Here is a 23,474-nt window from a genome sequence, read left to right on the forward strand (position 1 = left end):
CCAAGACTAAATCAAATTTGCGGTAAGCACAAGAGCTAATTTTGACAGGATTACGTACCGAGTATCTGACGTGCATAAACAGGTATTTGTTAAGGCTTACTCGCGTCGTGTCGGAGGAAGCGAGGATGTGATCGCCTGGATTATTCTGTGCGCATTCGCCTTCGAACACGCCAGATTGACGCGAATCCAGTTCTCGTATCCGGTTCCCAAAGTCGCACCGGCATTGACACCCACCCGAGCATTCTCACGCAGGAAGGCGGCAGGACTATGCACGCCTGACCAGTCATACGCATCCAGCCCCCACCATGTCAGGTATGTCGCTTCAGGACTGACAAAGTCGACCAGAGTGTCTGACAGTGCTTCATGCGCGAGCGTCATATTCGACGCAACCTCCTCACGCACCACGTCCTGCCACGGGTCACCGTCGCGGTAGGCAGCAATTGTTCCGATCGCCCCCAATGAGTTTGTCAGGTGACTAATCTCGCCACAGGAGTCGTCCCATTGTTCAAGCAAAGCGTCATCAGTCACGATGATTTGTGCGCAGGGAAGTCCCGCAATGTTCCATCCCTTCGATGCAGCTGTCGCCGTAATCGTGCGCGCCGCCACCTCATCATTCAGGCGCGCAAATGAGAAGTGACTCGTGGGATCTGTCAGGACCAGCGGACTGTGGATCTCATCGGCAAAAATCATCACATCCGTATCGCGAATCGCTTCCCACAACGCTTCCAGTTCGTCACGCCGAAAGGCACGCCCCGTCGGATTCCACGGATTGCACAAGATCAGCAGTGCACCACCCTGACGGGCTTCTCGGCCGATCGCTTCCACATCGAGTTGCCATTCACCCCCACTGCGCCGGTCTCCCTCGTCACTGAATGGAACACGAACAGCGGGGACTTCAACGATGGGATGCCCAGCGACACCGGGCATCGTCAGGAAGGGCATGTAGGCAGGGGTCGGTACAATGACTCGGCTCCCCTCGGGGATCATCGAGCGCAACACGACATCAAGGGCTGGCAAGACGGACTGGACCGTGCGCACGCATGTTGGATCAAGTGTCCAGCCGAATCGGCGTTGCTGAAAATCGACGAGGGCGTCTCGCACCGCGCCATCCAGCCATGACGGCTGGTATCCGAGCAGGCCGTCATCAATCGCTTTCTTCATCGCCTCGACAACCGGTGGAGCGGTACCAAAATCCATCTCAGCGACCCATGCACCCAGTGTTGGCTCACCGCTGGCAGTGCGAATGCCTGTCCATTTGAGCGATCCAATGGTCCAGTTCTCTTCAGGTGAGCGGTCAGGCAGCACAGGTTTCATGGAACATACTCCTTCATTCATTCAGCACCATGCTAATGCTCTTCACGCACTTCACGCCCGTCACTCGATGCTGTCCCCGTCGTCTGCTTCTGTCCCCCGCCACCGGACTCAGTGTCGCTGCCTGTGCGGGTACTCGCTCAATTGCTTGCGCGCACCTGACATTTGCAGTGAACCGTGTCATATGCATTGTCAGACTGACAACGTTTTGTTCTTCCTCATTGTCACCTTCCTGGACGCGCCTTAAAATGGATGGTCGGCCCTCGTTGATCAGCCGTTCAGATTACTGTGTGTGAAAGAAGGTTAAGTGGCGACTTCACGCTATTTCACGGTACCGGGATCAGATCGACAATACGACCGCAACAGAATGCTCATTGCCATCCTTATACCACTGGTCATGGCACTGCTTCAGGTTTCAGCAGTCAATACGCTGCTCCCCGCTATCCAGGAGACGTTGGGAGCCACCTCGTCAGGCATTCAGTGGGTGCTGGCTGGCTACGCGCTGGTCTACGGCATCATTTTGGTGCCCGCAGGACGTATCGGTGACCTTGTCGGACGCTCCATGATGTTCGTCATCGGGCTGGCGATTTTCAGCGCTGGCTGCCTGGCCTGCGCACTGGCAACTGACACCGTCATGCTGAACGCCATGCGGATTCTTCAGGCGGTGGGAGCGGGAGTATTTTCGCCTCAGGTCAACGGAATGATCCAGCAGTACTTCGATGGACGTGCGCGCGCCAAAGCTTTCGGCCTGATGGGGTTGACCATTTCTGCATCGGTTGCAGCCGGACCGCTAATTTCCGGCGCTACGGTAGCGATCTTTGGCAATGATCCAGGGTGGCGCTACGCGTTCGCGATCAACACTCCAATCGGCCTGCTCGGACTTTTCCTTGCCTTCCGGTGGCTGGCCTTCTCAAAGGAGCGACGCACCATCGGCCCGAATCGCAAGAAAGCACGCGAAGAGTACCGCCGTCAGGAAATTGTCGCGGGGCGTCCTGCTTCGAAGCGACGCGGTCGCACCCTGGATCTCGACCCTGTCGGCATGATCACACTGTGCATAGGCGTATTCCTGATCATGATGCCGTTTACGATGCACGCGTCCTGGCGAATGTGGCTGCTGCCTGCCGCCGTGCTTGTTCTGACTGCATGGGTGTGGTGGGAATACACCTACGAGCGCCGCGGCCACATCCCGATGGTGAACCTCAAACTGTTCAAGATCAGCTCATTCAGTTACTGCACGGCAATCTCCGCACTGCAGTTCCTGGGCTCCACCTCCATCTTCGTGCTCATCGCACTGTTCGTACAGCAGGGACTGGGGCAGACTGCTCTGTTCACCGGCCTGATCGGCCTACCCAACGCCGTGATTTCAGCCTACTTCGCGGTGTTCGCTTCACGCCACGCGATCGAGAAGGGTCGCGTGCTGCAGGTCGTCGCGCTGCTGATCGTCATCGGCTCGGTTCTGGCCACCGTCGCTGTAGCGTACGGTGTGGCCAATCTGGGATGGCACCCGGCATGGCTGACTCTGCCAATCACGCCCGTCGGTATCGGACTGGGCATGATGGGCTCGGTCAACCAGACTCAGTCCATGCTGGAAGTTCCAGCGGCTCACGGAGGTACGGCCGGTGGCATGGTCCAGACCGCCCAGCGCATCACGACTGCCATCGGTAATGCTGTTGTCACTGCCGTCTTCTTCGCCAGCGGAGCTGCTGTGGGACATACGCCCAGCGAATGGTTCCGCGGCTTCGCCTCAGCCCAGGCTCTGGTCGTTGGATTCATTTTGTTGGCAGTGATCGTCGCAGTGGTCTACATGATACGAGGGCGTCGCTCCATACCTGGCACATCGCAGGCACAAAGGACGATCCGCAACCGGTGACCTGGTGTTTTCCTGGGCACCGTTTCAACGGTAGAATAGGCAGCACTATGACTGTCACGAATGCAACTGGACGCGATATTCGCCTCCGTTTTTGTCCTTCACCAACTGGCACTCCGCACGTCGGAATGGTACGCACCTGCCTGTTCAACTGGGCGTATGCGCGTCACACCGGCGGAACGTTCGTCTTCCGCATTGAAGATACGGACGCGCAGCGTGACTCCGAAGAGTCCTACCAGCAGATCCTCGACTCCCTGGAATGGTTGGGACTGGACTGGGATGAAGGTATCGGTAAGGGCGGGCCGCACGCGCCCTATCGTCAGTCAGAGCGTATGGACATCTACCGTGACGTCGCACAGAAACTGCTGGAAGGCGGATACGCGTACGAGTCGTTTTCAACGCCCGAGGAAGTTGAGGAACGTCACCGTGCCGCTGGCCGAGATCCGAAGCTCGGCTACGACGGTTTCGACCGTGATCTGAGCGAGGAGCAGAAAGAGGTGTTCCGTGCTGAAGGCCGCAAACCTGTTCTGCGTATGCGCATGCCGGATGAGGACATCACGTTCACGGATCTGGTGCGCGGCGATATCACCTTCAAGGCGGGTTCGGTTCCTGACTATGTCATCGTTCGTGCCAACGGTCATCCGTTATACACGCTGGTCAACCCTGTCGACGATGCGCTGATGGAGATCACACACGTCCTGCGCGGTGAGGATCTGCTCTCGTCAACTCCTCGCCAGATCGTGCTCTACCGTGCACTTGAGGAGCTGGGGATCGCCTCATTCACGCCGCGTTTTGGCCACCTGCCTTATGTGATGGGTGAAGGGAACAAGAAGCTGTCCAAGCGTGACCCGAAGTCGAATCTGCTGCTGCACCGCGAAAACGGCATGATTCGTGAAGGCTTGCTGAATTACCTGGCATTGCTGGGCTGGTCGATCAGCCCGGATAATGACATTTTCTCCGCTGAGGAAATGATTGAGGCGTTCGACATCGAAGATGTCAACCCGAATCCGGCGCGCTTCGATCAGAAGAAGTGCACCGCCATCAACGCCGAGCACATCCGCATGCTCGACATCGACGATTTCACCCGCCGCATCGTGCCGTTCCTTCATCGCGATGGCGTAGTCAGTGCGGACACTTTCGATGCACTCACCGATGAGGAACAACGCCGCCTGGTTCCTGCTGCCCCGCTCATCCAGACACGCATTCAGGTGCTCTCTGAAGCGTCCGGCATGCTCGGGTTCCTGTTTGTGGCTGACAAAGATCTTCAGATCGATGAAAAGTCGCAGGGCAAACTCAAAGATGATGCGGCAGATGTCCTCAGCCGTGCCATCAAGGAGTGCGAAAAGGTTACTGAGGCTGACTTTGGGACGGAAAAGCTGGAAGAAAAGCTCCGCTCGGCCCTCGTCGATGAAATGGGAATTAAGCCGCGCCTGGCGTTCACACCCATGAGGGTGGCTGTGACCGGCAAGCAGGTGTCTCCCCCGTTGTTTGAGTCGATGGAAATCCTTGGTAAGGAATCCTCGCTCAAGCGTCTGCGTCACCTGCGTGACGTACTTGCCCAGTAGGTCAGGGCTCCGGAGCTCAGGGATTGAGCATCTTAGCGGCGCGGGGCAACGGGAATCGCGCCCGCCTAGTCGAGCGCGATGAGCGGGGCGAATTCGCCCTCTGTCAGTTCTGCCAGATCAGTGGCGGCAACCAGTACGGAAAATCCGCGTTTGCCGCCGCTGACCGCGATCGCATCGTAGGCGAGCGCTGACTCGTCGATGAAGGCGCGGTGCCGGGTGGTCTGTCCCAGCGGGGAGATTCCACCGACCACATACCCGGTTCGGCGCTGCGCGACAGCAGGATCTGCCATCTTTGCCGAGCGAGCGCCCGCTGCACGCGCAATGAGTTTGAGTGACAGGTGGTGGTCTACTGGAATCGCCGCCACGACGAACTCACCGTCGGAAGTTTCCACCATGAGGGTCTTGAAGACCTGCTGTGCCGGCAGATCAAGCTGGTCGGCGGCTTCTCCTCCATATGAGGCTGCCGACGCGTGGTGCTCATAGTGCAGGGGCGTGAAGTTGACTCCTGCCTGCGTCAGCTCCTCGACAGCTCGCGTCGGGCCGGTGCCGTGATGATTTTTCTTCGCCATCGTCAGATGATGCTCGCGTCAGGCGAATCGACGACCTCTTTGCCGAAGGGGAAGCATGTCACGGGGATGAGTTTGAGGTTGGCAATTGCCAGCGGGATCCCGATGATGGTGACGAACTGTGCGATTGCGGTGGTGATGTGTCCGATGGTGAGCCATAGTCCTGCCACGAGGAACCACACGACGTTCATGAATGTTGAGCCTGTGCCGGCGTCCGGCCGCTTGACGACCTCGCGGCCAAATGGCCAGATCACGTAGGACGCCATACGGAAACATGCCACGCCGGCTGGGATCGTGATGATAAAGATGCACGCGATGATGCCGAAGAAGATGTATTCGAGGAAGAGCCAGAAACCGGCCAACAGGAACCAGATGATATTCAAGAGTGTGCGCACTGTGATCTCCTAGAGTTAAACCCGCTCATTTTACCTTATCTGCTTCCTTTATTGTCCCACGGCGTTCTTCTCCAACAGAACCGGCTACATAGCGAGGACAAAGTGCGTAGTATCGACCAAGTGAGCATCAACGACAACATTGCCCGAGTCCGCGACAGAATCGACCGTGCCTGCGAAGCTGCAGGCCGATCCGATACTGCGACACTCGAGCTTGCTGTCAAGACCCAGGACGCACAAACCTGCCAGGCTGCGGCTCGTGCTTTGTACGAGGCAGGCCTGCCTGTCCTCCTCGGACACAATCGCGTTCAGGAAGCCCGCGCTACCGCGGAGGCGATCCGCACTGTTCCGGGCGCCAGCATTCATCTGATTGGCTCATTGCAGACCAATAAGATTAACCAGGCGCTGGCCTGCACCGACTTGATCGAAACGGTTGATTCGCAGCGTCTGGTCGATCACCTCGATAAACGTGCCAACGGGCTGCGCCCCGTGTTTATCCAGGTCAACGTGTCTGGTGAAGACTCCAAGAGCGGGTGCCGACCTGATGATGTTCCAGCATTGCTGGATGCGATCGAATTGTCCAGCGCGCTCACGCTCGAAGGATTCATGACGGTTGGACTGAATTCGGATCACGAATCTGACGTGCGTCGCTCATACTGCTTGCTGCGCGACATTCGTGACGCTGCCTCCTGGCACCTGGGTGTACCTGAACCTGATCTGCAATTGTCGATGGGGATGTCACGCGATCTGGAGTGGGCAATTGCAGAAGGTGCCACGATCGTTCGGATCGGAACCGACGTGTTCGGCCCGCGCCCTCGTCGCGACTAGCCTGCTGCCGGATCGTGGTCTTTCACACCGGAACCACATAGCGGAATGATGCATGAAGCCGGACCTCGACCACTCGAGACATACTGACGGTATGCCGCATAGTTGGCGGCTGACGTGATTTCACAGTAAATTCCGCGGTGCGCAAGGTCGCTGTGTGCACGCACAATGTCCTGCTCATGTACGGCAAGAAATTCAATCGAGCAGGCGCGCGCATATCTCATGATTTGCTCAACCCGTGCAGGCCTTGCAATTGCGATTCCATCGGCAAGCGTCGCTGTGGCATGGAAATCGCTGAGATTCTCACCTGCCGCCATACGGCGCAGCGGATCACAGCGCTCACTTTGCACCGCCACAATATGCGGAAAATGATCGATGCATCCTGATGTCATCAAATGTTCAAGCGCCTTAACCGCGCCGATCAGTAGCGTGCCGTTGCCAACCGGAATGAGCAGGACCTCAGGGAGCCTCCCGCCACACTGCTCAAAGATCTCGTACACATAGGTCTTCGTGCCTTCATAGAAAAAGGGGCTGAAAACATGCGACGCATAGAACGCATCATCGCGCTCCCGAACGTAGGTTCGCGAGACATCTGCGCAATGATCGCGCGAGCCTTTCACAATGTGCACCATCGCGCCAAAGGATTCAATCATCGCGATTTTCTTGTCGGATGCCGCTTCCGGCACGAAAATCTCGCACTCTATCCCCGCTCGTGCAGCGTAGGCTGCGATCGCGCATCCGGCATTTCCGCTTGAATCCTGCACCACGCGCGTGATTCCAACCGAAGCGCACCACGTGATCAGCGCGGCCGCCCCTCGATCCTTGAATGACAGGGTCGGCATGGCGTATTCCAGTTTGCCGAGGACACCCTCGTCAATAAAGACGAGGCCGGTCATCCCCTCCCCCATGCTGACGCGCTGCCATGTGGAATCATCTGACCCAACTCCGATCATCGACGCACGATACCGGAACTGTGACCACTGCGAGGAATCCACGGTGTCGAGCGCGAACGGTTCCAGATCGCCGTGCAGATCCCACAGTCCGCCGCATCGACATTTTATCGAGGTCGCGGGCGTCGCCTCCGCGGTGCTGCCGCACTGCACACACTGGTAGTACATAGTGACAGTTTACGGAAGACGGTACGTCCACTCGTGGGTCGCGAACTTGGTACGGCACCGGTTCTCAGCGATCTCAATATCATGCTGCGTGATTTCGCCGTCCGTCGCGTGGTACTTGTCGCGGAAATGCCCCAGGAACGCATCGATGATGTCTTCGCGCGCCATACCGGTCTGCGAGCGCATGGGGTCGACTCTCTTGACCGCTGAACGCGTCCCCTTATCGTGGATCTTTTCTTTGCCGATGCGGATCACTTCCAGCATCTTGGCTGCATCAATGTCATACGACATCGTCACGTGGTGCACCATATAGCCGTTCGCGAATCGTTTCTGCGCTGCACCGCCGATCTTGCCTTCCTCGGACGCAATGTCATTGAGCGGTACGTACCGCGCTTTCACGCCGACCTTTTCGAGGGCTTCCATCACCCATTGGTCAAGGAATTCGTATGACTGGGCGAACGAGAGTCCGTCGACCAGGGCGGTGGGAACCACAAGCGAGTACGTCACACAGTTGCCGGCTTCCATAAACATTGCGCCGCCCCCGGTGATGCGGCGGCACACTGTAATGCCGTATTTGTCGATACCGTCCTGCCACAGTTCGTTGGCATAGGACTGGAATGATCCGATCACAACAGCCGGATCGTCCCATTCCCAGATGCGCATGAACGGTTTGCGGCGCCCTTCGGCGACATCCTGAGCAAGCGTTTCGTCCATCGCGACGTTGACCATTGGAGGTACCACCGGCCCGTGGATGACGTCGAAGTCAATGTCATCCCAGCTCAGTGCTTTACCCAGTGCACGCCGCAACGCGATGCCAACGCCTTCAGGAGTGATGCCCAGCAGGTTGTCGCTGGGCTGCAGGGCTTCAGAAACACGCTGAGCGGCCTGTGCCGCGCTCATGTCGGCTGGGGCGCCTTCCAGGGCATCGCGCATACGCGTCAGTGCGCTGTCTGGTTCCAGGAAGAAGTCTCCTGACAGTTGTACATCGCGCAGTATGGCGTCCGAATCCGTCTGGTCGACTTCCACGTCGAGGACGACGAGTTTGCCTCCAGGAACTTTGTATTCTCCATGCATGTCTCTATTGTCGCTGTTCGGAGCGATCCACGCTCGGCAACCGGAACGCGAAACCGGTCATTTACTCAGCGCGGCAGAAGTCCCCAGCGGTATCCGTCGAAGAGTGCTTCCCATGACGCCTCGATAATGTCGGTGCCGATTCCAACTGTGGACCATTCGCGCTCCCCGTCACTCATGGTGATCAGGACGCGGATCGTTGAGGCCGTCCCGGCGTGATGCTGGTCGAGGATATGCACCTTGAAGTCACTCAGTTCAATCACCGCGGCTTCCGGTTTGTACTGTGTGAGTACGGCGCGCAGCGCACGATCAAGGGCGTTGACCGGACCATTTCCTTCGCTGGTGTGGATGTAGCGCGCGTGGGTGCGGATCGTGACGGTAGCGCGTGTGCTCGAGAGCGGCTGTCCCTCAGCAGGTCGCTGACCCGTCGACACGTCCCACGATTCAACGTCCACGAACGGGGGCAGCATTCCAACCTCGTTGCGCAGCAGCAACTCGAAGGAGGCGTCTGCGCCGTCGTACATATAGCCGTCCGCTTCGCGCTCTTTCACAATGCGAGCCAGTCGTGTGGCAACGTCAGGACTGGTGAGGTCAATGCCCAGTTCCTGCGCTTTCAGTTCGATCGATGCACGTCCCGCCATCTCCGATACCAGCATTCTCATGCCGTTGCCTACCTGCTCGGGATCGATGTGCTGATACAGGTCAGGATCGACCCGAATGGCTGATGCGTGCAGTCCAGCCTTATGCGCGAAGGCGGAAGCCCCCACGTATGGAGTGCGCGAGAACGGCGCAATGTTGACGATGTGTCCGATGCTGCGTGCCGTTGAGGTCAGGTGCGTCAGCGCGTGGTCACCAAGCAGGTCAAACCCCATCTTGAGCTGCAGGTTTGCGAGACAGGTCAGCAGGTCTGCATTCCCGGTTCGCTCTCCGTAACCATTGATGGTTCCCTGGATCTGTCGCGCGCCTGCCCCGACAGCTGCCATCGTGTTGGCCACTGCGCAGCCGGTGTCGTTGTGGGCATGTATTCCCAGCACCACATCTTCATGTCCGTCATTGACGAGGGCGTCCCGAGCCTGTTCAATCATCTGCGCAATAGTGGCAGGCAGATTTCCGCCGTTCGTGTCGCAGGGAATGACGGCTGCCGCGCCGGCACGTGCCGCCTCGATCATGACCTGAATCGGGTATCGTTCGCGTGAGTCCCACGCCAGGCCATCAAAGAAGTGCTCCAGGTCGACCATAACGGTGATGGGACGCCCCACCGCGTCGGGTGACGACAGGTAGGAAACGGTGTCGCGCACCATGCGCAGATTCTCCTCTAGCGTTGTGCGCAAAGCACTGGTGACATGTCTGGGATCGGATTTGGCAACGACAGTGATGACGCTGGCGCCGCTGTCAACGAGCCCCGCAATCTGAGGGTCTTTGCTGGCCTTCATTCCGGCTTTCGTCGTTGCTCCGAACGCGACGAGGGAGGAATGTGACAGGTCAAGACGCGCTGCCTGCCTGAAGAACTCGGTGTCTTTCGGGATCGCTCCGGGCCATCCGCATTCAATGAAGTCGATCCCCAGGCGATCCATAATTCGCACGCACTCGATCTTGTCAGCAACTGACAGGCTGATGCCTTCCTGCTGGGCACCGTCACGCAACGTGGTGTCATATGTGAATACGTGCTCTTTCATGGATACAGTGTGTCAGTTCCGTGGCCCGTGACCTAATTCATGACGAGCATCGACCACAATGCGGGCTGTCTTGAGGCGCTGAAAAATGGCCTAACCGTCTACACTGAACGGATAGAAGCTGAAGGGGGTGTGCCATGTTCGGGATCAACGGAGCTGAATTCGTCATTCTTTTACTACTGGCGGCGTTGCTGCTGGGACCCCGATCGGTGGCACAGGCTCTGCATGGTTTGAAAAAGGCTCTGACAATGTTTCGGCAGTGGTCGGCCCGGCTTCGAGCCGACGCGTTAAGCGAATCATCTGCCTTGACGCCTCAGGATCTGAAGAATCTGCAGATGTTACGCGAATTTGACCTGTCGCAGTATTCCCCCAAACAGATGGTTCGAGAAGCTGTCCAAGACGAAATCAACGAGTGGATGAAGCAGGCAGGCCTGTCAGCCACCTCGCTCAAGGACGCCGTGCAGTCCGTGCCGGATGGGACGCCCTCGACCAATGACACGAAACTTTCAATACAGCAATTGGATGCAGATAATCCCACTGGAGGTACGCCATGAGGCCCAGCCACATCGTCATCATCATCGTCGTTCTCATTATTTTGTTTAGCGCCTCGAAGCTTCCCGATATTGCGCGCTCGATCGGGCAGTCAGCCAAGGTTCTCAAGAAAGAGATGCGCGAGCTGTCTGACGACGATGGCTCCACGCCGGTTGCGCAGCCCCAGTCCCAGGCTCCGCAACCGCAGGCTCCGGTTCAGCAGCCCCCGGCCGAGCAGCCGCAGGCTCCCATGCCGCAGTACCCGCAGCAATCTCAGCAACCGCAAACCGGCCAGCAGCCAGACAACGGCACGCCTGAGAGCCCAGCGCCCTCTCAGAACTAGCTCCGAGCTGCGGGCATGAAGAAGTCCAATCCCGCAGGCCGGATGCCCATCAGCGCCCATCTGCGTGAACTGCGCAAACGCCTTGTGATGGTGCTGGTGGGAATCGTCCTGGGAGCCATCGCAGGATGGTACCTGTATAACCCCGTCATGGCGTTCATGACAGAGCCGCTGCGCGCTCTCGACTCGGCGACCACCCAGATTAACTTCCACACGATCGGCGCTGCGTTCGATCTGAAACTGCAGGTTGCGATCTGGATCGGCACGATCATCACGTGCCCGTGGTGGATCTTCCAGATCGGCGCTTTCATCGCTCCCGGCCTGCGCAGACGCGAAAAACTCTATATCACCGTCTTCGGCCTGGTCGGCGTCGTACTGTTTTGTGCGGGCGCTGCAACCGGCGTGTGGGTGGCGCCCAAAGCCGTCCATATCCTGCAGTCCTTCATACCCGACGGTGGCGTATCCCTGCTGCAGGCCTCCAGCTACGTCAGCTTCTACATGCGCCTGGTCATCATTTTCGGCCTGTCGTATCTGTTCCCGGAGGTCCTGGTTCTGCTCAACTTCCTCGGCCTGCTGCCGGTTCGCGCAATGCTGCGCGCATGGCGATGGGTCACCATGATCTGTTTTGTGTTCGCCGCAATCGCCAACCCACTCCCCAGCCCGTGGCCGATGACAATCCAGGCGTTGGTGCTGATCGCGCTGTATCTGCTTGCCGTCCTGGTGTGCTGGATTCGCGAGCGTTACATCAAATACGGCCGCAGGCTCCGCCCTCGTCCATCCGCCCAGTCCTCCAACGACATTGGCGAGGGCGTCTCACTCCCACGCAGACGGCGGATTCCACGCAAACGCGTAGACTGACCGTAGGTCACACATGGCGCACTGAGCAATTGAATCGGTGCCGACTGATCGGCATCCGCTACTGGAGGAGATGACATGGCAGACGCTGCAAAAAGCCCTGAAATGGCGGCCTGGTTGAAGGACGTCGCTGAGTCCCTCAAAATTGAAGACAACCCGCTTCCTGGTGCTCAGGAGGCTTTGCTGGATATGACCAGCAGTGTTGCACACGGGCCGAGCCGTCCAGGTGCTCCGCTGACGAATTTCCTGGTCGGATACGCTGCCGGAAAACTCGGCGTGGATGCAGCTGAGGCTGCGCGCGCGGTTGCCGAGCAGGCCGACACCTGGCAGATGAAGTAAGGTCTCAGGTTTCGTCCTCAGCTTTCGACGCCGTTTCGTCGATGAATCCGCGACGCGGCATGGGCGCTTTCCCGCTTTCCGAGAAATGCACCAGCTGCCACGGCGGTGCAAGCGTCAGATACGTGGCGACCACTTCCTGAGCGTTCGCCGTCATTCCTGTGCGCAGCCACGCCGTAATCATCGCCATCATGTTGTGAAGCTGCTGGGAAACAGCCATTTCGATCCACAGTTGCGACGCGTTCCATTCCAGGCGTTGCGCAAAATCGGTCACATACTGGCTGAAAACTTCTTCCAGACGCTGCGCGAACAGTGAGCGCACAACCGAAGGCGCGTTGGTGGCGAAAATCTTGTGATAGATCTCGGGCTGTTGGCTGATTGTGCTCATCATCCGCACATACACGTCAGTCAGGCGTTGGCGCGGATCCTGTGTCACCGACGACAGCAAAGTGGCGAGGTCGGCGAAATCAGGCTGGAGCTGGTCAATCAGATAATTCGCCAGCAGGTCAGCTGGTGTGGACGCATGCTTGTAGAAGGTTTGCCGCGCGACGCCGGCGCGTGCTGTCAGCTCTGAAACCGTAATCTTGTCCGCAGGAGTGGTACGAGCCAGCTCGACGACTGCGTGAACTAGAGCAGTGCGGGTGCGCTGATAGCGAGGGTCTTCTTCAGGACTGCGCTGTTTTGAAGCACGACCAGTAGCGCTCACGCATCCTCCTTGGCACCTCGGTCCTGATTGCGCATCAGGCGCTTTTAAGTGACCATACACAATTCCCGACAACATGGGTTGATGCGCTCAGCAGGAGCGGCAAGGCGATCAAGTACTCCGTGGTCCGCCATGTCGGCAATGGCGTCAACGGGGACCACTTCGTCGGGGGTTACACACGCCGAAAAACACCTAGGAAACGCCCCGCCATTTATGCAACACAGATGCCATCATATTCATCACTTCGAATGGCGTATTATCAGGCATTTCGCAGTCTTCAGGCATAATTGGATTATTCGTTATTTGACAGGTGTCAGCTAGTGAGACAAAGGGGTTGCAGTGAAAGCAGTCAAGACCGCGTCGGGACCGTCCCGACGTTCGTTCCTGCAGTGGTCGGCAATCGCTGGGGCCAGCGTCGGTCTAGTGGGATGTTCAAACTCCAACGTGCAGTACTCCCACACAGACGATTCAGGCACACTCGTCCCCAACGGCACGGGACGCCTGGATGTCGACAAGACAGTTTCGTCGGCATGCATCGTCAACTGCGGTTCGCGCTGCCCACTACGCCTCCAGGTCAAGGACGGCACGGTCGTTCGCGTCCTGCCGGACAACACCGGCGACGAGACACTGATGAACCGCAATATCCTGGCATGTGTGCGCGGCCGCAACATGCGTGAGCGTATCTACAACCCCGACCGTATCAAGACACCGCTGCTGCGCGTGGGAGCCAAGCGCTCCGACGGCGAGTTCAAAGCCATCAGCTGGGACGAAGCCATCGACCTGATCGTTGAGAAACTGCGCTACACCTATGACACCTACGGCCCCGAAGCGGTCTACAAGAACTATGGATCAGGAGTGTGGAACGCCCTCGTCGCTTATTCGGGAGGCTGGCACCGCCTGTTCAATCTGCTTGGCGGCCACCTGAACTACTACGGAAACTACTCCTACCTGCAGATTTCTCAGTGCACAAGGTACGTGTACGGTTCACCCGATGAGCAGATCTCCAACTCGATCGAAGATTGCATCGACAATTCCAAACTCATCGTGTTCTGGGGCAACAATCCTCTGGAAACACGAATGTCAGGCGGCGGCATCGCCTACACGGCAACGCGTGCGAAGAAAGCTGGCGTGAAGATCATCGTGGTTGATCCTCGCTACTCCGATACAGCCTCCCTGATTGCGGATCAGTGGATCCCGATCCGTCCCGGAACCGACGCCGCCCTCGTCGCTGCAATGGTGCACGTCATGCTGTCCGAAAACCTGCACGACCAGGCTTTCCTCGACAAGTACTGCATCGGGTTCGACGAACAGCACATGCCCGAGGGCGCCCCGAAGAACGCCTCCTACCGTTCGTATGTGGAAGGCAAAGGCGAAGACGGGATTGAAAAGACTCCGGAGTGGGCCGCACAGATTACGGGGATCCCGGCCGACACCATCCGCAAGTTTGCACGTGAGGTGGCCACTTCCACGCCCGTCAACATCAACCAGGGGTGGGGTCCGCAACGCCACGCCAATGGTGAAAACCAGGCGAACTCGATTTATCTGCTGGCCTGCGTGACCGGCAACGTCGGTATTCCCGGCGGCGGTACCGGCGGGCGTGACGGTTATTACTGGCCACTGTCCCAGTGGCTTGACGACGGGACGAACCCGGTGGAAACGTCGATCAGCTGCTACAAGTGGACCGACGCGATTGACCACGGACCGGAGATGACGGCTCTCAAAGATGGTGTGCACGGCAAGGACAAGCTCGATGTCGGCATCAAGTTCATGGTGGTGTACGGCTCCAACATGCTCTCCTCGCAGCACGGCGACATCAATCGCACGCGGGAAATCCTTGACGATGACACCAAGTGCGAGTTCATCGTCGGGATGGATAACCAGATGACAGCGTCGATGAAACTGTGCGACCTGGTGCTGCCTGATACCACCACTGCTGAACGATGGGATCTGGTTCCCAGCGAATACACCGGTGAGCTCGCCTACGAAATTATGGTCGAACAGGCTATCGACCCGCTGTATGAAGCTCGCAGCTCGATCGAGGTGACCACGGAGATCGCCGAACGTATGGGTATTGGTGAAGAGTTCGCGCACGGCAAGAAAACCACGGAAGACTGGGCGCGTGACGTTCACGAGATGACACGCAAGGATCAGCCGCAGTTCCCGACATTCGACGAACTGCGCGACATGCGCGTCTACCGCTATAACCCCGACGAACATGTGGTGCCCCTCAAGGAGTTCCGCGAAGATCCGGAGGCCAATCCGCTGGAGACGCCGTCGGGCAAGATCGAACTGTATTCCAGCCAGCTGGCCGAGATGGCCAAGACGTGGGAGTTCCCCGATCCACTACCCGGTGACCGACTGACTCCGATCCCCGAATACGTCCCCACTCGTGAGGGCGTCGAGGAGGCGCGCACCAACAAGAAGTATCCGCTGCAGGTCATTGGACACCACTACAAGTCACGTACGCACTCGACGTACGGCAACCTGTCGAAGAACCGCGAGGCTCACCCGCAAAAGGCATGGATCAATATTCAGGATGCCCGCAAACGAGGGATCGCAAACGGCGACCAGATCCGCATCTTCAACGATCGCGGCACAATCCAGACGCAGGCGTTCGTTTCAGCGCGCATCGCACCAGGCGTTGTCTCTGTTCCGCAGGGTGCATGGGTTGAATGGGACGAGAACGGTGTGGATCACGGCGGTGCAGTCAACGTTCTGACATCTCAGCACCCCACTCCCCTGTCGAAGGGCAACGGTCAGCACACGAATCTTGCACAAGTGGAGAAGGTGTGAGGCACATGGACGTGACGCTGCCATTCGCGAAGCCGGCTTCGACAACGCCCGTGAGGCTGCCCGTATAAGCGGCGGCTCCGCACAAGCCCCACGACCTACCAACCACAGATTTTCACAGACTTGACCGTTCAGTACTGAACAGATCACCACGAGGAGGACCGATGGATCAGGACGCGATCCCACAGCCAGGCAGGCACGACACGGTTGATCAGCCGTTGACGCAAAAGGACGCCGGTTACGGATTCTTTTTCGATCAGAACATGTGCAATGGGTGCAAAGCCTGCCAGATCGCATGCAAGGACAAACATGACCTGCCTGTCGGCATGAACTGGCGCCGCGTGATCGAATACACCGGTGGCACGTGGAGCACCAACGAGCAGGACGGCACGTTCACGCCCAACGTATTCAGCTACTACACCTCCATCTCGTGCAACCACTGCGAGAACCCGATCTGTATGCGCGTATGCCCCACCACTGCGATGAGCCGACGCGACGACGGCACCGTCTACGTTGATCAGAGCAAGTGCGTGGGATGCCGATACTGCCAATGGGCATGCCCCTACGGCGCGCCGCAGCTCGATTCACGCACCGGTCACATGTCCAAGTGCGACCTGTGCTATGACTACCGCGAGCAGGGTCAGAACCCGGCATGTGTCGACGCCTGCCCGACCCGCGCGCTCGGATGGGGACCGATCGAAGCTCTGCGCAAGGAGTTCGGGTCCGAATCAGGTATCGCACCCCTGCCGGATCCGTCGATCACGAAACCGCACCTGGTCATCAAACCGCACCGTGATGCCCAAAAGTGGGATGAAGGCACCGGTATGATCCAGAATCCTGAAGAGATCTAGACCCGTTACATCGGCACGAAGGAGCATCATGCACATCGGCGAACTCCCCATGATCATATTTACTGTCGTGGCTCAAATGTCGGTCGGAGCATTCTGGATTCTCGGCCTCATTCAGTTGATCGGACGGCGCTCAGGCATGAGTAACACCACGATTGACTGCATCACGAATGCCGGCATGTATGCGGCCGGCCCACTGTTGCTTTTCGGTTTCTTCGCGGCGTTCTTCCACCTCAATGATCCCTTCCATGCGCCCTTCACACTGCTCCATATCGGATCCTCGTGGCTCTCGCGCGAACTCATCTCCGGGGTTCTGTACGCCGGTCTCGGCGCCTGTTTCGCGATCGCTCAATGGTTCAACATCCTCAGCCGCACTGCCCGCGACACCCTCGCAGGACTGACCGCACTTGCCGGTCTGGCTCTGATCATCTCTATGACGGGTGTCTACTACTTCACCGAAACGGTTCCCGCCTGGCACAACATCTTCACGTGGGTTTCCTTCTTCTCCTCAGCGTTCTTTACCGGCTCCCTCGCTGTTGCGCTAGCCTTGTTCATCGCATGGAGTATGCAGTCCGGCAACGCCGCCCCCGCACGCAAGCAAGTCCGCGAGCCAGCTCGTGCAGGTGCTTACGCCGGCACTTCGTCCGTCCTCATTGACGAAGGCGACTCACCCATCACCGACGCTTCACCGAATTCTTCAGCCACGCAGCCAGCGCCACAGGCTCGCGCCGGCAAGAAGACAGGCCTGGTGACCAAGGTGCTGGATATCGTCAAACGTGGCGTGTTCCCTGACGGCCAGCTCTCCGATGAAACCGTGACACTTGCGCAGCGTTCCATGCGCCTGTCCACCGCGATCGCAGCCATTGCCGGGATCGTCCTGATGGTCGCCTACCCCTTCTACATGACGTCTCTGGGATTAGGCAGCGAAGTGGACCGCACCGTCGCTCACCACATTGCCTCACACGGATACCTCGCAATGCGCCTGGTGTCACTGGCCGTTGTGGTCGTGCTGATTGTGCTGGTTGTGCGCAAACAATTGGAAAAGGCAACCAGCCCGTCCAAGCCGCTGGTGTGGCTGCTTGCCGGAGCTTTCGTCCTGGCCGTTCTGACCGAGCTACTCGGCCGCGGTCTGCACTACGAAGGGCTCGTCCGAGTCGGAATCAACACCGTCTTCGGATAACATGACGTATCCGACACGCTGATTCATCCACGATAAGACACTGATGCTTGATACTGATTCACTCGACGCTTTCAGCGCCGCCTTTTCCGTACTTGGCGCTCTGCACCGCGTGCCGGCGCGCGACACGACGGCACGCAGCATTCAAGGCATGCTCAGCGACTGGCCGCTGCCTGCCAGCGGCGCTTCAGCAACGGGTATTGACCTGCTGCGTACCAGCTGTAACGAAGATGAGTATTCGCGTTGGTCGGATCAGGATGCGCTCTACGGCATCTCCGCGCGTGCACAGATCCCACCCTACGAGTCTGTTCACCGCGGCACTGACGGCCTGATCTTTGGCGTGGAGACTTTGCAGGTGCGTCAGTATTACGCGGCTCTGGGCTATGAGGCGCCACGACTGGGCAAAGAACCCGATGACCACATCGGTCTCGAGCTCGACTTCATATCAAAAGCGCTGCTGGTCGTACTCGATCACCTTGAACAGGGCGACAGTGATCAGGCAGAAGACGCCCTCGTCCTTGCCGCATCTTTTACGTACACGCACCTGCTACAGTGGGCGCCTCAGATGCTGGAAAGTGCGGTCGAGCTTGCCCGGACACGTTGGGTACGCGGCCTGATCGAGCTGACCGGTGGCACGCTCGAGCAGTGGAAACAGGCTCTTGAAGATGACGGTCATCCTCTCGAACGCTATGTGCCGGATGAGGCTGCCCTGCACGAGGGTGACCTGACTGCATGCCAGGACGCACAGCGAAGCGGTGGCCCGGTGCCGGTGAAGATTCAGCCGGCACCGTCGCACTCCGCCTCACACAGTTGGCTGAGCGACCTGTGATGACCGCATTCGATCCGTTGAGCGCGCCTGACGCATCCGATGTGATCAGCCGGGGCACACGAGTGGGCACAGCCGCCTCCGTTTTGTCGATGCTCTTCGCATCCACACCCGAGACAGGCGTTCTGCATAACGTTGCGAACCCCGAGATGCTGCGGTTGTGGCCGCTGCGAGATGACGACTCACTGGAAGCGGCACGACAACTTGCCACTGCCGATGAGAGTGCCCGCCAGATTCGCGATGAGTATCTGCTGGTTCTGGGCTTTGGCGGCCCCATCCCGATGACGGAACGCGCTGCGGGGCTGGCGCAGCGTAATGCGTGCGCAGACCTCGACGCTTTATATGCCCGCCACGAATTCCCGACCGTCATGTTGCGCGATGTGCCTCTTGATCACGTGGGCGTGGAGATCGCCTTCGCCGGGCACCTGGCGACTGCTCTTGCCCTGGCGTGGCGCACGCGCGAAGCCGCCGCATGCGCGCAGCAGGCTCACAGTCTCGGCGATTTTCTCGATCACCACCTGGGCCCACTTGCAGCGCGTGTCATTCACGGGATCCGCACACAGTGCGCAACTGCGACGTATCGTGCGGCGGCTCTTCTGCTCACTGGGATGCTCAAGGAAAGCGTGGCGCTCGCCGATTTTGCCGTGCACGCGGATCCAGGCCAGGCGACTTCCAGCGAAACCGACATCTCATGAGCGCGATGCAGGCGGTGCTGCGGTGGCTCGGCGCCTTCGATCCGGCGCACCGCCTGGTGCTGGTGTGTGACCATGAGGCGGTTCCCCCGATCAGCTCTGGAGATGCGGCCCTGGTGTGGGATAGCTGCCTACACACCGTGACCGCTTCTGATACAGCACAGCTGCTGGTCCAAGGTGCCGAGGCTGTTCACTTCGTCCCCTGTTCGGAGCACCCATCGCAGTGCCAGGATACTTTGAAGCATTTGCGCAACATTTTCGGTGACCTGCTCGGCGCCTATAAGACTCCCCGACGCGCAGCCCATCGTCCACGTGTCACTTGGATGGCACACGTGCAGATGCCCCGACGTGCCCTGCTTCCTGTGCCCTCGGATTCGGCGCTGACAATCTCAGCAAGCAACGAGTGGAGAAGCTTCGAAGCTTTCCATGAGTTGGCTGACCAGCGCGCCATCGTCCGGCCCGCGGTATTCGCCGATACCGACCGGGTGCACATGCTGCGCTGTTCGACGTGTTCGGCTCAGGTCGTTCACTGTCAGGTCAACCAGTCCGCAGGCATCGATGCCTCTCAGGCGTTCCACGATTTTTCGGCGCTGTGTCCGGCATGCCAGGTCGCTGTCCATTACTGTCCCGCGCACACCACTCAGGACGAGCAGGGCGCGGCGCTTCTCGCACCTTTCGAAGCTGACGAACAGCGACGCGAGCAGACTGACCTGACGCCATGCACAAAATGCCACAACTTGCATCCCGCGTCGGAGGGCGCTCTGTGCGCGCTGTGCACATTCCGCATGGCGCACCCCTTTGATGCCGCGATTCCTCGCGACGTGTGGGGAACCTTCCCTGAGGACGTGCGCACGCAGTTGCGCGGCATCTGAGCCGCATGGTCGTCTAGCCTGTAGAGTCCCGCAATGCGGGGGTTTGCCGTACCACTTCCGCAAATGCGGCATTAGTGACGAGATAGTTCCGCTATTACCCGATAGGATGATGAAGATGAATTATCGTATCTCGGAAGTGTCAGAGCTGTTGGGAGTCTCTGACGACACGATCCGTCGATGGATTGACGATGGACGCATCGAATCAGCCGAAGGCTCGTCACCCCGTGAGATCACGGGCGAGTCGTTGGCGCGTTATTTGATGTCCACTAACAACCTGTCAGGTAGCCACACGGCGTCGAGCCGTAACCTACTCAAAGGCCTGGTTCTGGAAGTCGAATCAGACAAAGTCATGAGCCAGGTCGTCATGCAGTGTGGCCCCTTTCGAGTCGTGTCACTGATTTCAACCGAGGCAGTACGAGACCTCGATTTGAAACCTGGCGTCATCGCGCGTGCGCAGATCAAAGCAACGAACGTCGCGATCGTTACGTAACTCGCTCGCGGCCATGCCGCAATGAAAGGATGAACAATGCTTCGCAAATTTGGTACCAGCTTTGCGCTGCTGGCAACGGCAGCATGTGCACTGGCAGGATGCTCCGGTGGCGGCTCAACAGAATCTGAGCAGTCCGAACCCGCAGCTGCCCTTCAGTCAGAAACTTCGCAAAGCTCCGAAGCCGCTTCCGCGTCAGAGGGTCAGAACTACGGTGACATCACTATTTTCGCCGCAAAATCTCTGACGAAGTCCTTCACCGAACTCGGTGAAGCGTTCGAGGCGGAGAACCCAGGCTCGAAAGTGACGTTCAGCTTTGACGGCTCGCAGAACCTGGTCGACCAGATTCACCAGGGCTCCCCCGCCGACGCATTGTTCACCGCCGACCAAAAGAACATGGACAAGGCCGCTGAAAATGGCGACGTCGAAGCTGATGCCTCCTACGCCACCAACACGCTGGTCATGGTGGTTCCCAAGGGCAACCCCGGCCAGGTCGAAGGCTTCACTACCGAGGCGCTCGAAGGTAAGAAGCTCGTGGTGTGCGCCGAGGGCGTCCCATGCGGCAACGCCACCAAGACTCTGGCTGAAAAGAACGGCGTCACTTTCCAGGCCGTGTCCGAGGAGCAGAACGTAGGCGACACGCTCGCCAAGGTTGAAACCGGTGAAGCTGATGCCGGACTCGTGTACAAGACCGATGCCATGTCATCAGACAAGGTTGACGTCATTGAGATCGAGAATGCCGATCAGGTTGTCAACGATTACCGCGTGGCTCTGACGAAGAGTGCGAAGAACAAGGAAGGCGGACAGGCGTTCATCGACTTCATCCTCTCCGACAAGGGTCAGCAGGTCCTCGACGCCTACGGATTCACTGCTCCGACTACGAAGTAAGCAGTACATACCGACATCCATGTGTGACCCGCTTCGGCGGGCCACACTCACGTAAGGGGCATTCGTGAAACTGAAATACGCGCCGTGGCTGACGGCACCGGGGATCCTGGCCGCACTGTTCCTGGTATTCCCGCTGCTCACGATCTTTGTTCAGACGCCGTGGACTGATTTTGGCCGCTTCATTTCCACTGATATTTCTCAGGATGCCCTCTGGCTGTCACTGAAAACGTGCGGAGTATCGGTCGCGCTGTGCGTGTGTCTGGGCGTTCCCCTCGCATTCGTCCTGGCGAATCTGCCGGATGTGTGGTGGACGCGGTTGCTGCGCACAATCGTCACCCTGCCGATGATGTTGCCGCCGGTGGTGGCTGGCTTGGCGCTGCTGCTCACCTGGGGGCGGCGTGGCCTGCTCGGCCAGCACCTGTCGGTGATCGGCATCGAAATCGGCTTCACCTCCATCGCGGTTGTCATGGCGCAGACCTTCGTCGCCATGCCGTTCCTCATCTCCTCTCTTGAGGGTGCGATCCGCACCCGTGGAAACGAATACGACGAAGCCGCCCGCGCGCTCGGCGCCTCGCGTACCCGTACGTTCTTCCACGTCACCTTGCCCGTCATGTTCCCGTCGATCCTGTCAGCAGCTGCCATGTCATTCTCTCGCGCGCTGGGCGAATTCGGTGCGACGATCACATTCGCAGGCTCGCTGCAGGGCACCACCCAAACCATGCCGCTCGCCATTTACCTGCAGCGTCAGTCCTCCACAGAAGAAGCGCTCGCCCTGTCAGTCGTCCTTCTCACCATGGCAATCGTCATTCTGTTCGGAGCGAATCTCCTCGCTGTGCACCTTCCCGGTGTCCGCCCTGCAACCGAGCGGAAACCATACAGCGATCACGCGCAGCGAATTGACGAGGATGCCCTCGACACTCCCCTTCCCGACGAAAACAAGACGGACAGCGTTGACCACTCCAAGGTGGATTCGACCACTGCCACTGCTGCGCGTCCCTCATCGAGCACGGACATCGATGTCGATGCGGAAGTGGCTCAACGTGGAGTAATGCTGAAGGTGCACATTCCCGGCGGTCAGATGACGGCCGTCATGGGGCCGAACGGTTCAGGCAAATCGACGCTGCTGGGGCTGATTTCTGGCACAGTGACTGCGTCCAGCGGTGGAGTCACGTTCTCGCAGCCGTCACCCAGGATCGTCCTACTGCATCAAAAACCGTTGCTGTTCCCACATATGAGTGTGCTCAAGAACGTGGAGTTCGGGTTGGGTTCGTGCGGAGCGTCGCGCGCCGATGCACGCAGGCGCGCAATGGCTGAGCTGCGGGCGGTGCGAATGGATGGACTGGCGGATCGTCGTTCCACGCAGCTGTCGGGAGGCCAGGCTCAGCGGGCTGCCATTGCCCGCGCCATGGCGTTGGATCCGGACATTGTGCTGCTCGATGAGCCAATGGCCGGGCTGGATGAGCGGTCAGCGCAGTCGGTGCGCACTGAGCTGGAACGCCGCATGCGCACCTCTCCCTTTACCGGCGTGCTGGTAACGCATGATCCAGAGGATGCCGAACAGCTCGCTGATTTCAACGTGCTGATTCGCCACGGCCGTGTCGATCGTGCAGAATCGGTCGACTCCGCTTCCTGAGCATCCAGCCGGGGCGTTGGACCCTCCATTACCCAGCCAACTGGCGTCCGGCCATTGCTTGAACGTCCATCGGGTCAGCGGCTAGCTGCCTGGCGCACGACCCAGCGACTA

At 58.9% G+C, this 23,474-nt stretch carries 23 protein-coding genes; 16 read left to right on the forward strand and 7 right to left on the reverse strand.

The window, feature by feature from the left end; all coding sequences use genetic code 11:
* Positions 1-96 precede the first annotated feature (96 nt).
* On the reverse strand, positions 97-1,314 hold the full coding sequence (locus AC1EJZ_RS07995; RefSeq protein WP_058236314.1) for a MalY/PatB family protein: 1,218 nt from the start codon (positions 1,312-1,314) through the stop codon (positions 97-99).
* 304 nt (positions 1,315-1,618) lie between these two features.
* On the opposite strand from AC1EJZ_RS07995, the gene AC1EJZ_RS08000 reads away from it, so the two are divergent.
* Both AC1EJZ_RS08000 and gltX read left to right on the forward strand, forming a co-directional pair.
* Positions 1,619-3,181 carry an MFS transporter gene (locus tag AC1EJZ_RS08000; protein ID WP_092648368.1) on the forward strand — a complete coding sequence of 521 codons (1,563 nt, stop codon included), beginning with the start codon at positions 1,619-1,621 and terminating at the stop codon, positions 3,179-3,181.
* A 47-nt stretch (positions 3,182-3,228) separates the two neighbouring features.
* Entirely contained in the window at positions 3,229-4,743 is a 1,515-nt protein-coding gene (gene gltX, locus AC1EJZ_RS08005) for a glutamate--tRNA ligase (protein ID WP_092648367.1), read from the forward strand.
* A 65-nt stretch (positions 4,744-4,808) separates the two neighbouring features.
* Here the strand turns inward: gltX and ybaK are convergent, their stop codons facing one another.
* Positions 4,809-5,312 carry a Cys-tRNA(Pro) deacylase gene (ybaK, locus tag AC1EJZ_RS08010; RefSeq protein ID WP_480294504.1) on the reverse strand — a complete coding sequence of 168 codons (504 nt, stop codon included), beginning with the start codon at positions 5,310-5,312 and terminating at the stop codon, positions 4,809-4,811.
* A gap of 2 nt (positions 5,313-5,314) precedes the next feature.
* Entirely contained in the window at positions 5,315-5,704 is a 390-nt protein-coding gene (locus AC1EJZ_RS08015; protein WP_480294506.1) for a YccF domain-containing protein, read from the reverse strand.
* 120 nt (positions 5,705-5,824) lie between these two features.
* Between AC1EJZ_RS08015 and AC1EJZ_RS08020 the strand changes: the two genes are divergently transcribed.
* On the forward strand, positions 5,825-6,529 hold the full coding sequence (locus AC1EJZ_RS08020) for a YggS family pyridoxal phosphate-dependent enzyme (RefSeq protein WP_092648366.1): 705 nt from the start codon (positions 5,825-5,827) through the stop codon (positions 6,527-6,529).
* Here the strand turns inward: AC1EJZ_RS08020 and AC1EJZ_RS08025 are convergent.
* From AC1EJZ_RS08025 to cimA, 3 genes are all read right to left on the reverse strand, one after another.
* Complete coding sequence (locus AC1EJZ_RS08025) at positions 6,526-7,644, reverse strand: pyridoxal-phosphate dependent enzyme (RefSeq protein WP_480294508.1); 1,119 nt, start codon at positions 7,642-7,644, stop codon at positions 6,526-6,528. The two genes, AC1EJZ_RS08020 and AC1EJZ_RS08025, sit on opposite strands and share 4 nt — an antisense overlap.
* A 9-nt stretch (positions 7,645-7,653) precedes the next feature.
* Complete coding sequence (lplAB, locus tag AC1EJZ_RS08030) at positions 7,654-8,715, reverse strand: lipoate-protein ligase LplAB (RefSeq protein ID WP_480294510.1); 1,062 nt, start codon at positions 8,713-8,715, stop codon at positions 7,654-7,656.
* Positions 8,716-8,780: 65 nt separating this feature from the next.
* Positions 8,781-10,388: a citramalate synthase gene (cimA, locus tag AC1EJZ_RS08035; RefSeq protein WP_058236306.1), complete on the reverse strand. Its 1,608-nt coding sequence runs from the start codon at positions 10,386-10,388 to the stop codon at positions 8,781-8,783.
* A 134-nt stretch (positions 10,389-10,522) separates the two neighbouring features.
* On the opposite strand from cimA, the gene AC1EJZ_RS08040 reads away from it, so the two are divergent.
* From AC1EJZ_RS08040 to AC1EJZ_RS08055, 4 genes are all read left to right on the forward strand, one after another.
* A complete protein-coding gene (locus AC1EJZ_RS08040) occupies positions 10,523-10,939 on the forward strand; it encodes a twin-arginine translocase TatA/TatE family subunit (RefSeq protein ID WP_285014401.1) in 417 nt (138 codons plus the stop codon).
* On the forward strand, positions 10,936-11,259 hold the full coding sequence (gene tatA / locus AC1EJZ_RS08045; RefSeq protein WP_480294513.1) for a Sec-independent protein translocase subunit TatA: 324 nt from the start codon (positions 10,936-10,938) through the stop codon (positions 11,257-11,259). Before AC1EJZ_RS08040 ends, tatA begins: the two co-directional genes overlap by 4 nt.
* 15 nt (positions 11,260-11,274) lie before the next feature.
* Positions 11,275-12,114: a twin-arginine translocase subunit TatC gene (tatC, locus tag AC1EJZ_RS08050; RefSeq protein ID WP_227469065.1), complete on the forward strand. Its 840-nt coding sequence runs from the start codon at positions 11,275-11,277 to the stop codon at positions 12,112-12,114.
* 75 nt (positions 12,115-12,189) lie between these two features.
* A complete protein-coding gene (locus tag AC1EJZ_RS08055; protein ID WP_058236302.1) occupies positions 12,190-12,450 on the forward strand; it encodes a DUF6457 domain-containing protein in 261 nt (86 codons plus the stop codon).
* Between the two features lie 4 nt (positions 12,451-12,454).
* Here AC1EJZ_RS08055 and AC1EJZ_RS08060 read toward each other — a convergent pair whose 3' ends face one another.
* Positions 12,455-13,153, reverse strand: coding sequence for a TetR/AcrR family transcriptional regulator (locus tag AC1EJZ_RS08060; protein WP_480294515.1), 699 nt, complete (start codon positions 13,151-13,153; stop codon positions 12,455-12,457).
* A 336-nt stretch (positions 13,154-13,489) separates the two neighbouring features.
* Between AC1EJZ_RS08060 and AC1EJZ_RS08065 the strand changes: the two genes are divergently transcribed.
* The 9 genes from AC1EJZ_RS08065 (at position 13,490) to AC1EJZ_RS08105 (ending at position 23,363) form a co-directional block, all read left to right on the forward strand.
* On the forward strand, positions 13,490-15,943 hold the full coding sequence (locus AC1EJZ_RS08065) for a DMSO/selenate family reductase complex A subunit (protein WP_058236300.1): 2,454 nt from the start codon (positions 13,490-13,492) through the stop codon (positions 15,941-15,943).
* Positions 15,944-16,104: 161 nt separating this feature from the next.
* Positions 16,105-16,791 carry a DMSO/selenate family reductase complex B subunit gene (locus AC1EJZ_RS08070; protein ID WP_070725083.1) on the forward strand — a complete coding sequence of 229 codons (687 nt, stop codon included), beginning with the start codon at positions 16,105-16,107 and terminating at the stop codon, positions 16,789-16,791.
* Positions 16,792-16,819: 28 nt separating this feature from the next.
* Positions 16,820-17,968 carry a dimethyl sulfoxide reductase anchor subunit family protein gene (locus AC1EJZ_RS08075; protein ID WP_480294517.1) on the forward strand — a complete coding sequence of 383 codons (1,149 nt, stop codon included), beginning with the start codon at positions 16,820-16,822 and terminating at the stop codon, positions 17,966-17,968.
* A 43-nt stretch (positions 17,969-18,011) separates the two neighbouring features.
* Entirely contained in the window at positions 18,012-18,794 is a 783-nt protein-coding gene (locus AC1EJZ_RS08080) for a TorD/DmsD family molecular chaperone (RefSeq protein ID WP_480294519.1), read from the forward strand.
* Complete coding sequence (locus AC1EJZ_RS08085) at positions 18,698-19,486, forward strand: TorD/DmsD family molecular chaperone (protein ID WP_083314315.1); 789 nt, start codon at positions 18,698-18,700, stop codon at positions 19,484-19,486. Before AC1EJZ_RS08080 ends, AC1EJZ_RS08085 begins: the two co-directional genes overlap by 97 nt.
* The gene (locus tag AC1EJZ_RS08090; RefSeq protein WP_154955688.1) at positions 19,483-20,355 is read left to right on the forward strand and encodes a hypothetical protein; all 873 of its coding nucleotides are present in this window, start codon (positions 19,483-19,485) and stop codon (positions 20,353-20,355) included. The genes AC1EJZ_RS08085 and AC1EJZ_RS08090 overlap by 4 nt, the downstream gene beginning before the upstream one ends.
* Before the next feature lie 115 nt (positions 20,356-20,470).
* Positions 20,471-20,845 carry a TOBE domain-containing protein gene (locus AC1EJZ_RS08095; protein WP_070725133.1) on the forward strand — a complete coding sequence of 125 codons (375 nt, stop codon included), beginning with the start codon at positions 20,471-20,473 and terminating at the stop codon, positions 20,843-20,845.
* A gap of 36 nt (positions 20,846-20,881) precedes the next feature.
* Positions 20,882-21,730 carry a molybdate ABC transporter substrate-binding protein gene (gene modA, locus AC1EJZ_RS08100; protein WP_480294522.1) on the forward strand — a complete coding sequence of 283 codons (849 nt, stop codon included), beginning with the start codon at positions 20,882-20,884 and terminating at the stop codon, positions 21,728-21,730.
* A gap of 64 nt (positions 21,731-21,794) precedes the next feature.
* On the forward strand, positions 21,795-23,363 hold the full coding sequence (locus AC1EJZ_RS08105; RefSeq protein WP_480294523.1) for an ABC transporter permease: 1,569 nt from the start codon (positions 21,795-21,797) through the stop codon (positions 23,361-23,363).
* Positions 23,364-23,474: the final 111 nt, after the last annotated feature.

The sequence above is a fragment of the Pauljensenia sp. C0170B5 genome (genome assembly GCF_056590195.1).